The sequence below is a fragment of the Microbacterium sp. gxy059 genome (assembly GCF_050958665.1).
GTDB lineage: Bacteria > Actinomycetota > Actinomycetes > Actinomycetales > Microbacteriaceae > Microbacterium.
In genome coordinates, this window is the sequence record NZ_JAMXWT010000036.1 from 1 (window position 1) to 14,260 (window position 14,260).

Here is a 14,260-nt window from a genome sequence, read left to right on the forward strand (position 1 = left end):
CCCGGCGTCCGCACCCGCCCGATCAGCATCGGCGTCCCTCGCCGCTCATCGCCGCACCGTCCTGATCGTCATGGTCGTCGCGTCGACGCCCTCTCCGGCCTCCTCGCGCGACACCTTGAGGGCGTCGTCGACGCGCGTCAGGTCGCGGCGCAGCGTCTCGGGGACGAGGAAGGTCGACGCGGTGGTGATGAGCGCCAGGACCGCCATGTAGGTGGCGATGAGGATCCAGTTGTTGTCGCTCACCGCCAGCAGGTAGGCGCCGAGGACGCCGGCGAGGCCGCCGGCCAGGACCGCGGAGATCTCGCGCGCCATCGCGACGCCGAGGTAGCGGTGGCGGTTTCCGAACAGCTCCGGGAGCATCGCGCACTGCGGGCCGAGCATCGAGTTGACGGCCACGCCGATGCCGATGGCGATCACGGCGATCGCTATGGCGTGGTCGCCCAGCGACAGCAGCCACCAGGCGGGGAAAGTGAACAGCAGCATGAACACGGATCCGAAGCGGTAGATCGTGCGGCGGCCGAACCGGTCGGAGAGGTGCCCGGTGAACGGCACCGAGAAGATGCCGATGAGCGAGCCGATCGTGACGCCCCACGTGAGGAGGCCGCGGTCGGCGTGGTCTCCCGCCGCGGTGAGGAAGAACGCCAGGGCGACGGTCTGGAACAGGTACGACCCGCCGTTCTCCGCCATGCGCAGGCCGATGCCGACGACGACGCCGGGGAACCCGTGGCTGAAGATGTCGCGGAACGGACGGTCCGTGATCTGGTCGTGCTTCTCGAGCTCGACGAAGGTGGGGGTCTCCCGCAGGCGCATGCGGATGAACAGCGCGAGCAGGATGAGGACGAACGAGGCGAGGAACGGCACGCGCCAGCCCCACGTCATGAGCGCCTCCTCCGGCAGGAGGGTCATGACCCCGAACACGACCGCGGCGAGGAGCGTGCCGGCCTGGATGCCTACGAAGGGCAGCGCGGAGAAGAATCCGCGGCGCTTGACGGGCGCGTACTCGGCCATGAGCACCGTCGCCCCCGCCTGCTCGGCGCCGGCGCCGAAGCCCTGCAGGAGGCGCATCGCGACGAGCAGGATCGGCGCGCCCATGCCGATCGCCTCGTAGGTCGGCAGCAGACCGATCGCGGTGGACGCGCCGCCCATGAGGATGATCGTGACGACGAGCACCCACTTGCGGCCGAGCCTGTCACCCAGCATCCCGAAGAAGAGACCGCCGAAGGGGCGGGCGAGGAAGCCGACGCCGAAGGTCGCGAACGCGGCCACCGTCGCCATGGCGGGGTTGTCCTGCGGGAAGAACAGGACGTTGAAGATCAGCGCGGTCGAGAGTCCGTACAGCGCGAAGTCGAAGTACTCGAGGGCGCTGCCGATGCTCGAGGCGAGCGTGGCGCGGCGCAGGTTGGCGGCGTACTCGGGGTCGTCGCTCTGGGCCACGGGCGGTGCGATGCTCATCCCATCTCCTTTGATCGGTGTCGTGCGAGCTGGGCACGACAGTACCAAGATTCTGAACGGCGTACAACGCTCTGAACAGCGGAATGCGCGTCGCGCGTCGAAGACGCGACGAGAGGGGCGGCCGGACGGCCGCCCCTCTCGTCGTCGGGATCAGGCGCGCGCGCCCCGCGTGGCCGCCTCGAACGGGTTGGTGAGGGCGCCCGCTGCCTCGACGAGCGCCTGGCCGACGCGCTCGATGCGCGCATAGCCCGCCTCCCCGGCGGGGATGGCCGCGCCGAGAGCGAGGGGAGGGTCGTACGGCGCCCATCCGGGAAGCGGCACGGCGACGCCCACGACGCCGCGGAGGGACCCCTCCTCGTCGAGAGCCCACCCCCGGGATCGCGCCGTCGCCAGGCGCTCGAGGAGCTCCGGCAGACGCCGCGCGCTGTTCTCCGTCAGAGCGGGGAACTCCGCGTCCTCCCCCAGCAGCGCGACGACCTCCTCATCGGGCATCGCCATGAGCAGCGCCCGTCCGGCAGCCGACAGCGCGGCAGGCAGCCGCGACCCGAGGGGCGTGCCCAGGCGCACGGGGCTCGCCCCCTCGTGACGGGCGAGGTACAGCGCGTCCGCGCCGTCGAGGACGGCGATCTGCACGAGCTCGCCGCGGAGCACGGGCGAGGCGTCGCAGACGTCGTAGAACTCGCGCACCTGGTTGAACTGCGCGGCGAACGCCCCTCCGAGCTCGGCCGTGCGCACGCCCAGCCGATAGCCGAGCGGCGTGCGGGCGACCATGCCCGCGGCCTCGAGCGCGAGGCAGAGGTTCGCCGTCGACGACTTCGCGACATCCAGGTCGGCGGCCAGCTCGGTCAGCGTGCGCGGCCCCTCGGCGTCGGCGAGCAGGCCGAGCAGGCGGACGGCGCGCGTGACGGCGGGAGCGGGGTCGCGCCCCGGTGCGTCGTCTCCCTGCGGCATCGCGTCGTCTCCCCTCGGTCGATCAGTAGAACTCGACCGTATCGACCGGCGCGGTCAGCTCGCGCCCGTCGAGCAGGCGCGTCGCGTCCGCGGCGAAGCGGCGAGCGATCCGCTCCTCCTCCTTCGAGCTGAGCGCCGCGGTGTGCGGGCTCACGAGGACCCGGGGGTGGCCCCACAGCGGAGAGCCAGCCGGGAGGGGCTCGGTCTCGAAGACGTCCATCGCGGCGAAGGAGATGCGCCCCTCGTCGAGCGCCGACAGCAGCGCCTCCTCGTCGACGACCGTGCCGCGGCCGACGCTCGCGAGGATGACCCCCGGCTTCGCCGCGGAGAGCACCTCCGCCCCGACGAGGTGGTGGGTCTGCTCGGTGCCGGGGAGGGTCACGACGATCGCGTCGACCTCGCGCACGGCCTCCGCCAGCTCCTCGAGCGGCACGAGCCGGTCCACCCCGTCGACCGGCCTGCCCGAGCGCGTCGTCCCCCACACCTCGGCCCCGAGCGCGTGGAAGCGGCGCGCGCACTCGGCACCGATGCCGCCGAGCCCCACGACGAGCACCGTCATCTCGTCGATCTGCCGCATCTCCCAGCGGTCGGGCCAGCGCCCCTCCCGCTGATCCGCCTGGAGCCGCGGGAGGTCCTTCGCGCCGGCGAGCACGCCGAAGACAGCGAACTCGGCGAGCGTGCCGCCGTGCACGCCCGCGCTCGTGCTGAACGCGATGCGCTCGAGGTCGTCGGCGTCGAGGCCCGCCGCCTTGACCTGCGCGCCTCCGCCGGCCGCGGTCGTCATGACCCAGCGCAGTCGCGGATTCGCCTTCGCCGTGCGAGCGAGAGCCGCGGGGGCCACGTCGGGGATGCCGAAGAGCGCGTCAGCCGAGTCGACCATCGCGTCGAACGCCCGCTGCTGCTCCTCGGTGCGCCGGAAGGCGGGGTCGCCCGACCAGTCGGCGGGGCCGCGCATGGGCTTCACGAGGGAGGCGTCGCGGACGACCTCGACCCGCGGCTCGAGACGCTCGATGAGCTGCGCGTGCTCCTCCCGCAGGGGCACGGCGATCACCGCCCTGAGCTCGGTCTTCTCGTCTGCTCCTCGGGTCGCCGTCATCGCCGTCTCCTCGATCGTCCGCGACGCGCGGTCCGCGCGCCGTTCCCGACACTCTAGCGCGACTCCAGTCCGCTGCATACTGTTCAACCGAGTGGATCATCGCTACGCTGTGCCGCATGGACAGCACGGGAACCGATTCCATCGGAGTGATCGGCCTCGGAGCGATGGGGGCGCCCATGGCGCGCCGCCTGCTCGAGGGCCACGGACGCCTCGACTTCGTCTCGCGGCGCCCGCAGCCCGAGCTGACCGCGGCCGGCGCGACGCAGGCCGCGGCTCCCCGAGAGCTCGCCGACCGCGTCGACGCGGTTCTCGCGATGCTCCCCGACCTCCCCGAGCTGGAGCAGCAGCTCGACGGGCCGGACGGCCTCCTCGCCGGCACGGGCGACCTGCTGCTGCTCATCGGCTCGACCTCCTCTGCCCCCGGCGTGCGCGCCCTCGCCGAGCGGGTGTCCTCCGCGACCGACGGCCGCGTGCGCGTCGTCGACTGCCCCGTCTCCGGCGGCGTCGACGGCGCCGAGGCCGGAGGCCTCTCGATCATGCTCGGAGGGGCCGACGAGGACGCCGCCCGCGCGGCGCGCCTCCTCGCCCCGTGCGGCACGCCCGTGCACCTCGGCCCGCTCGGCGCCGGCGAGGTCGCGAAGGCGTGCAACCAGCTCGTCGTCTCCGCGACGATCCTCGCCCTCGGCGAGGCGACCGTGCTCGCCGACCGCTCCGGCCTCGACCTCGAGGCGATGTGGGATCTCCTCTCCGGGGGCTACGCCGGCTCCCGCCTGCTGGAGAGCCGCCGAGACAAGCTCGTCTCCGGCGACGACTCCCCGAGCGGGATCGCGCGCTACATGGTGAAGGACCTGGGGTTCGCCGACGACATCGCCCGCGCGACCGGCACCTCGCCCGCACTCCTGCCGGCGCTCCGCGCGGCCTTCGATGAGATCGTCGAGGCCGGCCTCGGGGAGCGGGACATCAGCGTGACGCGGCGTTTCGTCGCAGGCCGAGGCGCCGACGGTCGCTGATCCGGCGTCAGCGATACCCTGAGACAGACCACCCACACCGAGGAGCTCTTTCCGTGCCCACCGCATCAGCAAACATCGGAGTCGTCGGACTCGCCGTCATGGGGTCGAACCTGGCCCGCAACCTCGCCAGCCGCGAGGGCAACACGGTCGCCGTGTTCAACCGCAGCCGCGAGAAGACCGACCAGCTCGTGTCGGAGCACCCCGAGGCCGGCTTCATCCCCGCGTTCTCGTACGAGGAGTTCGCCGCGTCGCTCTCGAAGCCCCGTACCGCGATCATCATGGTCAAGGCCGGCCGCCCGACCGACGCGGTCATCGACGCGCTCGTCGAGGTCTTCGAGCCCGGCGACATCATCGTCGACGGGGGCAACGCCTACTTCCCCGACACGATCCGCCGCGAGAAGGCGGTCCGCGAGACCGGCATCAACTTCGTCGGCGCCGGCATCTCCGGCGGCGAGGAGGGCGCCCTCACCGGGCCGTCCATCATGCCGGGCGGCTCCGACGAGTCCTGGGTCACGCTGGGGCCGATCCTGAAGTCGATCGCGGCGGTCGCCGAGGGCGAGCCCTGCGTCACCCACGTCGGCCACGACGGCGCCGGCCACTTCGTCAAGATGGTGCACAACGGCATCGAGTACGCCGACATGCAGCTCATCGCGGAGGCCTACGACCTCATCCGCCGCGGCACGGGGAAGACCCCCGCCGAGATCGCCGACATCTTCGCGGAGTGGAACCGCGGCGAGCTCGAGTCGTACCTCATCGAGATCACGGCCGAGGTGCTCCGCCAGGTCGACGCCGAGACCGGGAAGCCGCTCGTCGACGTCATCCTCGACCAGGCGGGCGCGAAGGGCACCGGCGCGTGGACCGTGCAGACCGCGCTCTCGCTGGGCGTGCCCGTCTCGGGCATCGCCGAGGCGACGTTCGCGCGCTCGCTGTCGTCGCACCCCGAGCAGCGCGCCGCGGCGGGCGGCCTCCCCGGACCCGACGAGGAGTTCCAGGTGCCCGCCGACCAGGTCGACGCGTTCATCGAGGACGTGCGCCTGGCGCTATACGCCTCGAAGATCGTGGCCTACTCGCAGGGCTTCGACGAGATCCGCGCCGGCGCCGCCGAGTACGGATGGGACATCGACCTCGGCGCCATCTCGAAGATCTGGCGCGGCGGCTGCATCATCCGCGCGCAGTTCCTCAACCGCATCGCCGACGCGTACCAGGAGACGCCGAACCTGCCCGCGCTGCTCACCGCGCCGTACTTCTCCGACGCGCTCTCCCGCGGCCAGGCCGCATGGCGCCGCGTCGTCGTCGCCGCCGCGCAGGCGGGCATCCCCGCCCCGGCCTTCTCGTCGTCGCTGTCGTACTACGACGGGATCCGCGCCGACCGCCTCCCGGCCGCCCTCGTGCAGGGCCAGCGCGACTTCTTCGGCGCGCACACCTACCGGCGCATCGACAAGGAGGGCACCTTCCACACGCTGTGGTCGGGAGACCGCTCCGAGGTGGAGGCCGAAGACACGCACTGACGTCCCCGCCCGGCGATCGGGCCCGGGAGCCTCACGGCTCCCGGGCCCGATCCGCGTCTCAGGCCGCGGCCGGTCGAGCAGGCAGGACGACCGTGAAGGTCGTCGACCCGGGAGCGCTCTCGACCGCGATCGTCCCGTGATGCGCCTCGACGATCGCCTTCGCGATCGACAGGCCGAGGCCCGATCCGCCCGTCTGCCTGGCGCGGCTCCGGTCGCCGCGGGCGAACCGGGTGAACAGCGTCTTCTGCAGCTCGGGGTCGATGCCGGGGCCGTCGTCGTGCACCGTGAGGATCGCCCGCGTCGCCGAGCCCTCGCCCTCGGTGCGCAGGCCGACCGTGACCGGCGTGCCCTCCGGGGTATGCGTGCGGGCGTTCGCGAGGAGGTTCGTCAGCACCTGCGTGAGGCGGGCCCTGTCGCCCGCGATGACGACGGGCTCCTCCCCCACCTCGGCACCCCAGTCGTGGTCCATCCCCGCCATCGCCTGATCCGCGACCGCCTCGAGGGCGACCTCGCGCAGGTCGACGGCGCTCACCGTCAGCTCCGTGCCCTCGTCGAGGCGCGCGAGCAGCAGCAGGTCCTCCACGAGCCCCGTCATGCGCTGCGACTGCGCCTCGATCCGCTCGAGCGACTGCCGGCTCGTCTCGCTGAGGGTGCCGTCCCTCTGCGTGAGCTCGCTGTACCCGCGGATCGAGGCGAGGGGCGTGCGCAGCTCGTGGCTCGCGTCCGCGACGAAGCGCCTCATCGTCTCCTCGTTGCGCTGGCGCGCGGCGAGCGAGTCCTCGACGTGGTCGAGCAGCACGTTGAGCGCGTCGCCCACCTGGCCGATCTCGGTGTCCACGTCGGACTGGTCCTCCGGCACGCGCTCGGGGATCGAGACGTCGCCCTGATCGAGTCGCTGGCGAGACACTCGGGTCGCGGTGGCCGCGATGGCCCGCAGCGGTCGCAGCCCCCTGCCGATCACCCCGGTCGTCGCGACGCCGAGCACGAGCATGCCGCCCATCGTCGTCAGCGCGATCGACCAGAGCATGCGGGTCAGCGTGCGGCTCTCGTGCACCGTCGACACCCCCACCACCCGCGTGTAGCCGCTGTCGTCGTCGACCGTCATGAGGCGGTAGGTGCCGAGGGTCGGCACCGTGATGGTCGTCAGCGCGTCGTGCTGCGCGCCCGCGATCAGCTGGGACACCTGCCGCGGCGTGAGCACGTCGGCGCGGAAGTCCTCCACCACGACCCCCGACGTCTGCCCGCTGGGCGCGATCTCGACGAGCACGACGCCGCCCGCGGCGAGGAGCGCCTCCGCCGATCGTCCTGGCTGCTCGGGGGCGCGGCTGCGGTCCTCGATGAGCGCCGCCGTCGACTGCAGCCGGTCGTCGAGCTGCTGCGACAGGAGGCTGTTGAGCACGACGCCCGTCACGATCGACACCACGAGCAGGATCCCCGCCACGATGGTGAAGACCGTCAGCATGAGCCGCGCCTGCAGGCTCATGCGCCGCCCCGAGACGGAGCGGCGCATGCGCCCCTGCGCCGTCGGGGCGGCGTCGTGCGCCATTACTGGGGAGCCTTGATCATGTATCCGACGCCGCGGACGGTGTGGATGAGGGGCTCCCTCCCCGCGTCGATCTTCTTGCGGAGGTACGAGATGTACAGCTCCACGACGCTCGACTTGCCGCCGAAGTCGTAGTTCCAGACGCGGTCGAGGATCTGCGGCTTCGACACGACGCGACGCTGATTGCGCATGAGGAAGCGCAGCAGCTCGAACTCCGTCGCCGTCAGCTCGATCTCCTCATCGCCTCGGATCACCTCGTGGCTGTCCTCGTTGAGGCTCAGGTCTCCGACGCGCAGGATCGGCTCCTCCTCCGTCGACAGGGCGGTACCCGCCCGGCGCAGGAGGGCGCGCAGGCGCGCGACGACCTCCTCGAGGCTGAACGGCTTCGTCACGTAGTCGTCGCCGCCCGCGGTGAGACCCGCCACGCGGTCGGCGACCGCGTCCTTCGCCGTGAGGAACAGCACCGGCACGGTGTCGCCCTGCTGCCGCAGGCGCTGCAGCACCTCCATGCCGTCGAGGTCGGGCATCATGATGTCGAGGACGAGGACGTCAGGCGAGAACTCCTTGACGCCCTGCAGCGCGTCGAATCCGCTGGAGGCGGTGCGCACCTCCCACCCCTCCATGCGCAGCGCCATCGAGAGCAGATCGGTGAGCATCTGCTCGTCGTCGACGACGAGCACGCGCACGGGAGTTCCGTCCGGTCGGGTCATGGCGGGTGCGGCGGTCGGCTTCGTCATGCCCCCATTGTGCGCCGTTCCCTATGGATCGGCTATGGAGAGAGCTATGCCCCGGCTGTGAGGTTCTCCTGCGTTCGGCCGGATGCGCGACGAGGGCCGCTCCCCGGTGGGAAGCGGCCCTCGTCGGCTCGGGAGATCGACGTCAGGCGGCGCCGTCGAACATGCTCGTGACGGATCCGTCGTCGAAGACCTCCTGGATCGCGCGCGCCAGGAGCGGCGCGGCCGAGAGCACGGTGAGGCTGTCGAAGCGGCGCTCCTCGGGGATCGGCACCGTGTCGGTCACGACGACCCGGTCTACGGCCGGATCCTGGAGCCGCTCGCTCGCCGGGTCGCTGAAGATCGCGTGGGTCGCGCCCACGATGACCTTCTTCGCGCCGTTCGCCTTCAGCGCCTGCGCCGCCTTCACGATGGTGCCCGCCGTGTCGATCATGTCGTCGACGAGGAGGCACGTGCGGCCCTTCACCTGCCCGACGATCTCGTGCACCGACACCTGGTTCGCGACCTTCGGGTCGCGGCGCTTGTGGATGATCGCCAGCGGCGCGCCGAGCGAGTCGCTCCACGTGTCCGCGACGCGCACGCGCCCCATGTCGGGCGAGACGATCGTGAGGGTCTCGCGATCCTCCGGGGTGAGCGTCGCCTCGAAGTGGCTCAGCAGCACGGGCTTGGCGAAGAGGTGATCGACCGGCCCGTCGAAGAAGCCCTGGATCTGCGAGGCGTGCAGGTCGACGCTCATGATGCGGTCGGCGCCCGCGGTGGCGATGAGGTCGGTGATGAGGCGGGCCGAGATCGGTTCGCGGCCGCGGCCCTTCTTGTCCTGACGCGAGTACGGGTAGTACGGGGCGACGACCGTCACGCGCTTCGCCGACGCGCGCTTGAGCGCGTCGAGCATGATGAGGAGCTCCATGAGGTCCTCGTTGACGTTGTCCGAGAACGACTGGACGAGGAACACGTCCGTGCCGCGCATCGACACCGAGAAGCGCGCGTAGATCTCGCCCGAGGCGAAGGTGCGCAGCTCGGTCGGGACCAGCTCGATGCCGAGGCACTCGGCGACGTCGGCGGCCAGCTCGGGGTGGGAGCGGCCGGTGGCCACCACCATGCGCTTCTTGGTCTTCTGCTCCTGGCCCGGGGCGATCGCTCGTGCGAGGTCGAGGTCAACGGTCTTGTTCTTGCCCGACATGAGTCGCTTTCTCTGAGTCTTGCGCACGCTCCGCGGCGTCAGCCGCCGCGGTGCCCGCTCGGTTCTTCTGCACCCACCCCACGAGGTTCCGCTGGGGGGCGACACTCATCGCGAGCGCGCCAGCCGGGACATCCTTGCGGATGACCGCGCCCGCACCCGTCTTCGCGCCGTCTCCGATCCTAACCGGCGCGATGAAGACCGTATGGGAGCCGGAGTGCACGTGGTCGCCGATCTCCGTGCGGTGCTTGGCGACGTCGTCGTAGTTCGCGGTGATCGCCCCGGCGCCGAGGTTGACGCCCTCGCCGACGCTCGCGTCTCCCACATACGACAGGTGAGGCACCTTGCTGCCCGCGCCGATCTGCGAGTTCTTCACCTCGACGAACGCGCCGACCTTCGAGCCGTCCGCCAGCTCCGCGCCGGCGCGCAGGAACGACCACGGGCCGACGGTCGCCTCGGCGCCGATCACCGCGAGCGTCGCGTCGCTGCGGCGCACGACGGCCCTCTCGCCGACCTCGCAGTCGACGAGCGACGTGTCGGGGCCGACGGTCGCGCCCTCCGCCACCGTCGTCGCGCCGAGGACGCTGCTGCCCGGCAGGACGGTCACGTCGGGCGCGAGGGTCGCGGTGTCGTCGATCCACGTCGTCTGGGGATCCAGGATCGTGACGCCCTCGAGCTGCCAGCGGCGCACCACGCGCTGGTTGAGGATCCGCGCCGCCTCCGCGAGCTGCACGCGGTCGTTGACGCCGAGCGCCGCGCGCGCGTCGGGCGCCGAGATGGCCGCGACCCCGCGTCCGGCGTCGCGGAGGATCCGCATCACGTCGGTGAGGTACATCTCGCGCTGGGCGTTGTCGGTCGTGACCTGCCGGAGCGCGTCGCGCAGGGGCCCCGCGCGGAAGACGTACACGCCCGAGTTGATCTCGGTGACGGCCGCCTCCTCCGCGGTCGCGTCCTTCTGCTCGACGATGCGCTCGACCATGCCCTGCGCGTCGCGGATCACGCGGCCGTACCCCGTCGGATCGGCCAGCTCGGCGCTGAGGATGGTCGCACAGGCGTCGCGCCGGCGGTGCTCGTCGAGGAGGGATCGGAACGTCTCGGTCTCGATGAGGGGCACGTCGCCGGAGAGCACGAGGACGTCGCCGTCGAACCCGTCGGGAAGCGCCTCGACGGCGACCTGAGCCGCGCGGCCCGTGCCCGGCACGTCGTCCTGGTCGACGGGCACCGCGAACGGATGCTCGTCGAGCGAGGCGACGACCTGGTCGCGCTCGTGGCGGACGACGACCCGAACGAGGTCGCTGCCGAGGGCGGAGGCCGACGCGAGCACGTGCCCGAGGAGCGTGCGCCCGCCGATGCGATGGAGCACCTTGGGCGTGGACGACCTCATGCGCGTGCCCTGACCGGCGGCCAGGATGACGATGGCGAGATTCTCGTGTGTCACGCTCCGCCACCAGGATTCGAACCCGGACTTCACAGCTCCAAAGGCTGTCGTGCTGCCATTACACCATGGCGGAAAGACGACGCTCCGGTCGTCCTTCCTTAGTGTCGCACGGCTCCCCGGGGGCGCGGTGCCGGCCGCGCGCGGGGCGGATCGACACGGCCGGATCGCCCTCCGCGCGCCGAGGACGCCGCGACACGAGATAATCGACGGGTGGAGCCAGAACAGGACGAGGTCGATCGCATCGTCAGCGCGTGGAGAGCGGAGCGCGGCGATCTCGACTTCTCGCCCATGGACGTGCTCTCGCGCGTGGACCGCCTGTCGCATCACCTGGACCGCGCGCGCCGCGAGGCCTTCGGGCGCACCGACATCGAGCCGTGGGAGTGGGACGTGCTCTCCGCCCTGCGCCGCGCGGGCGAGCCGTACCGGCTCAGCCCGAAGCAGCTGCTGCAGCAGACCCTCGTCTCGAGCGGCACGATGACCAACCGCATCGACCGGCTGCGCGAGCGCGGCCTCGTGGAGCGGTCCGCGGATCCCACGGACCGGCGCGGCGTGCTCGTGACCCTCACCGAGGAGGGACGCACGCGGGTGGACGCCGCGATCACCCGCCTCATCGACTCGGAGGCGGAGCTGCTGGGCTCCCTCACCCCGACGGAGCAGAGGCGCCTCGCCTCCCTCCTGCGCCGTCTCCTCATCTCGTTCGACGGAAAGGCGTGACAGCGCGAATGGCTCATCTGCTGGGCGGGGAGAACCTGCACGTCGAGTTCCCCGCGAAGGTCGTCCTCGACCGCGTGACGGTCGGCGTGTCCGACGGCGACAGGGTCGGCATCGTCGGCCGCAACGGCGACGGCAAGTCGACGCTGATGAAGGTGCTGATGGGCCGCCAGGATCCCGACGAGGGCCGCGTGACCCGGCGCAACGACCTGCGCGTCGGCATGCTCTCGCAGGACGACGATCTGCCGGCGAGCGGCACGATCCAGTCGGTGGTCGTCGGAGACGCCTCGGAGCACGAGTGGCTCGGCGACGCCCGGATCCGCGACGTGCTGTCGGGGCTCACGGGCGACCTCGACCTGCAGGCCGACGTCGCGAGCCTGTCCGGCGGTCAGCGCCGCCGCGTCGCCCTCGCGCGCCTCCTCGTCGGGGAGTGGGACGTCGTGGCGCTCGACGAGCCGACCAACCACCTCGACGTCGAGGGCATCTCCTGGCTGGCCCAGCACCTGTCCCGCCGCTGGCCGGCGAACCAGGGCGCGCTGCTGCTCGTGACCCACGACCGGTGGTTCCTCGACGCGGTCTGCACCCGGATGTGGGAGGTGCACGACGGGATCGTCGACCCCTTCGAGGGCGGATACGCCGCGTACGTGCTGCAGCGCGTGGAGCGCCAGCGCCAGCGGGAGGTCGCGGAGGAGAAGCGCCAGAACCTCATGAAGAAGGAGCTCGCCTGGCTGCGCCGCGGCGCTCCCGCGCGCACGTCGAAGCCGAAGTTCCGCATCGAGGCGGCCAACCAGCTCATCGAGGACGAGCCGCCCGTGCGCGACTCGGTGCAGCTGACGCAGCTGGCCACGGCGCGACTCGGCAAGGACGTCGTCGACCTGCTCGACGCCGGCGTCGCCTACGGCGACCACGAGGTGCTGCAGGGCGTCGAGTGGCGCATCGCGCCCGGGGAGCGCACGGGGATCCTCGGCGCGAACGGCGCGGGCAAGTCGACGCTGCTGGGTCTCGTCTCTGGCGCGATCTCGCCGACGTCGGGGCGGGTGAAGCGCGGCAAGACGGTGCGCATCGCCTATCTCGACCAGCGCCTGCGCGAGCTCGACGAGGTGGCCGACCTGCGCGTGCGGGAGGTGCTCGCCCAGCAGAGGTCGTCGTACGTCGCGGGCGGGAAGGAGCTCACCCCCGCGCAGCTGCTGGAGAGGCTCGGCTTCCGCTCGAGCGAGCTGTCGACGCCCGTGCGGGATCTGTCCGGCGGTCAGAAGCGGCGCCTGCAGCTGCTCCTCGTACTGCTCGACGAGCCGAACGTGCTGATCCTCGACGAGCCGTCCAACGATCTCGACACCGACATGCTCGCGGCGATGGAGGACCTGCTCGACTCCTGGCCGGGCACGCTCCTCGTCGTCAGCCACGACCGCTACCTCGTCGAGCGCGTCACCGACCAGCAGTACGCCGTGCTCGACCATCGCCTCCGCCACCTCCCGGGAGGCATCGACGAGTACCTCCGCCTCAGGCAGGAGCAGGACGCCAGGCGCGACGCCGCGCCCTCCCCCGCGGCCCCCGCCGAGACGCCCGGACTGTCGGGCGCCGAGCTGCGCGCGGCCGAGAAGGAGGTCGCCTCGCTCGAGCGGCGCATGCAGCGGCTGAACGAGGAGATCGCCCGGGCCAAGGACGCGCTCGCCGACCACGATCCCTCCGACTACGCGGGGCTCGGCGACCGGATGAAGGAGATCACCGCCCAGCAGGACGAGGTGGACGAGCTCGAGGAGCGCTGGTTCGAGCTCACCGAGAAGATCGGCTGAGGCCCCGCGAGACGCCAGGCTCGTGCGCTCGCGGAGCGCCGTCGGCGTCTCGTCCGGACGACGTCGTCCGAGCGCCGGGCGCCGCCCGCAGGCGAGGCCCGGCGCTCGGGAGGGGCCGCGTCAGCTCTGGTCGTCGCCGGCGACCGCGCGGAGCGCGCCGCGCTCGGTGTGGAAGCCCCAGAGGCGCTCCGCGAGGGCGGCCGACGCGTACGCCGGCTCGCCTCCGTCGGTCCACCCGGCGATGATGAGCTGGCCGACGTGGATGCCCACCGGCTTCAGCGCCTCGTGCAGCATCGCCCCGTAGGCAGACTCGCCGGCGAAGGCCACCGATGTGCCGGCGACGGCGCCGTTGGGGGCCGCGGCGCTCGAGCCGTTCGGCAGGAGGATCGTGCCGCGACCGAGCTCGCGCATGCCGGGCAGCACGTGGCGGATGGCGGTCACGGGGCCGAGGATCGAGAACCCCGCGGCCGCCTGCAGGTCCTCTGGCGTGGTCTCGAGGACGGGCTTCAGGAAGGCGGGGTTAGGGACGGGGCTGTGCTGCAGCACCTCGATCGGCCCGAGATCCGCGGCTGCGTCGAGCGCGGGGACCAGCGCGGCGCGGTCGCGGACCTCCGCGACGTACCGCTTCGCCTCGATCCCCTCGCTCTGGAGCTCGGCCGCGAGCGCGTCGAGCTTCTCGCGGTTGCGCGCGATCAGCGCGACCGAGAATCCCTCCCGTCCGAAGCGGCGCGCGACCACGCCCCGAGGCCCGGTCCTGCTCCGATGATGGCGACCGTCGTCATGACGTTCCTCTCGTCGATCCGCGGCGGGCGGGCGCGGCCGCCGCGACCGGGATTGGGTGGGGCCC

General features: G+C 72.0%; 12 protein-coding genes and 1 tRNA gene. 4 read left to right on the forward strand and 9 right to left on the reverse strand.

Annotation, left to right across the window (positions count from 1 at the left end; translation table 11 throughout):
• Positions 1-45: 45 nt before the first annotated feature.
• The 3 genes from NHL53_RS14245 to NHL53_RS14255 form a co-directional block, all read right to left on the reverse strand.
• Positions 46-1,452, reverse strand: coding sequence for an MFS transporter (locus NHL53_RS14245; RefSeq protein WP_433777557.1), 1,407 nt, complete (start codon positions 1,450-1,452; stop codon positions 46-48).
• A gap of 150 nt (positions 1,453-1,602) precedes the next feature.
• Entirely contained in the window at positions 1,603-2,403 is an 801-nt protein-coding gene (locus tag NHL53_RS14250; protein ID WP_433777558.1) for an IclR family transcriptional regulator, read from the reverse strand.
• Positions 2,404-2,425: 22 nt separating this feature from the next.
• Positions 2,426-3,499, reverse strand: coding sequence for a D-2-hydroxyacid dehydrogenase (locus NHL53_RS14255; protein ID WP_433777559.1), 1,074 nt, complete (start codon positions 3,497-3,499; stop codon positions 2,426-2,428).
• A 116-nt stretch (positions 3,500-3,615) separates the two neighbouring features.
• Here NHL53_RS14255 and NHL53_RS14260 point away from each other — a divergent pair, with 116 nt between their 5' ends.
• The gene (locus NHL53_RS14260) at positions 3,616-4,509 is read left to right on the forward strand and encodes an NAD(P)-dependent oxidoreductase (RefSeq protein ID WP_433777560.1); all 894 of its coding nucleotides are present in this window, start codon (positions 3,616-3,618) and stop codon (positions 4,507-4,509) included.
• A 53-nt stretch (positions 4,510-4,562) separates the two neighbouring features.
• Positions 4,563-6,017 (forward strand): NADP-dependent phosphogluconate dehydrogenase, encoded by a 1,455-nt coding sequence (gene gndA, locus NHL53_RS14265; RefSeq protein WP_433777561.1) that lies wholly within the window; start codon positions 4,563-4,565, stop codon positions 6,015-6,017.
• Positions 6,018-6,075: 58 nt separating this feature from the next.
• Here the strand turns inward: gndA and NHL53_RS14270 are convergent, their stop codons facing one another.
• The 5 genes from NHL53_RS14270 to NHL53_RS14290 all read right to left on the reverse strand — a co-directional run bounded on the left by NHL53_RS14270 (position 6,076) and on the right by NHL53_RS14290 (position 10,982).
• Positions 6,076-7,563, reverse strand: coding sequence for a sensor histidine kinase (locus NHL53_RS14270; protein WP_433777562.1), 1,488 nt, complete (start codon positions 7,561-7,563; stop codon positions 6,076-6,078).
• Positions 7,563-8,297 (reverse strand): response regulator transcription factor, encoded by a 735-nt coding sequence (locus tag NHL53_RS14275; protein WP_433777563.1) that lies wholly within the window; start codon positions 8,295-8,297, stop codon positions 7,563-7,565. Before NHL53_RS14275 ends, NHL53_RS14270 begins: the two co-directional genes overlap by 1 nt.
• Before the next feature lie 142 nt (positions 8,298-8,439).
• Positions 8,440-9,474, reverse strand: a complete 1,035-nt coding sequence (locus tag NHL53_RS14280) for a ribose-phosphate diphosphokinase (protein ID WP_433777564.1) — start codon at positions 9,472-9,474, stop codon at positions 8,440-8,442.
• A complete protein-coding gene (glmU, locus tag NHL53_RS14285) occupies positions 9,449-10,909 on the reverse strand; it encodes a bifunctional UDP-N-acetylglucosamine diphosphorylase/glucosamine-1-phosphate N-acetyltransferase GlmU (RefSeq protein WP_433777566.1) in 1,461 nt (486 codons plus the stop codon). The genes NHL53_RS14280 and glmU overlap by 26 nt, the downstream gene beginning before the upstream one ends.
• 1 nt (position 10,910) lies before the next feature.
• Positions 10,911-10,982: transfer RNA gene (locus NHL53_RS14290), tRNA-Gln, on the reverse strand.
• Positions 10,983-11,119: 137 nt separating this feature from the next.
• Here NHL53_RS14290 and NHL53_RS14295 point away from each other — a divergent pair.
• Together NHL53_RS14295 and NHL53_RS14300 are read left to right on the forward strand one after the other, a co-directional pair.
• Positions 11,120-11,623 (forward strand): MarR family winged helix-turn-helix transcriptional regulator, encoded by a 504-nt coding sequence (locus tag NHL53_RS14295; RefSeq protein WP_433777567.1) that lies wholly within the window; start codon positions 11,120-11,122, stop codon positions 11,621-11,623.
• A gap of 8 nt (positions 11,624-11,631) precedes the next feature.
• Entirely contained in the window at positions 11,632-13,413 is a 1,782-nt protein-coding gene (locus NHL53_RS14300) for an ABC-F family ATP-binding cassette domain-containing protein (protein WP_433777568.1), read from the forward strand.
• 120 nt (positions 13,414-13,533) lie between these two features.
• On the opposite strand, the gene NHL53_RS14305 is transcribed toward NHL53_RS14300, so the two are convergent.
• Positions 13,534-14,151: an SDR family NAD(P)-dependent oxidoreductase gene (locus NHL53_RS14305; RefSeq protein WP_433777569.1), complete on the reverse strand. Its 618-nt coding sequence runs from the start codon at positions 14,149-14,151 to the stop codon at positions 13,534-13,536.
• Positions 14,152-14,260: the final 109 nt, after the last annotated feature.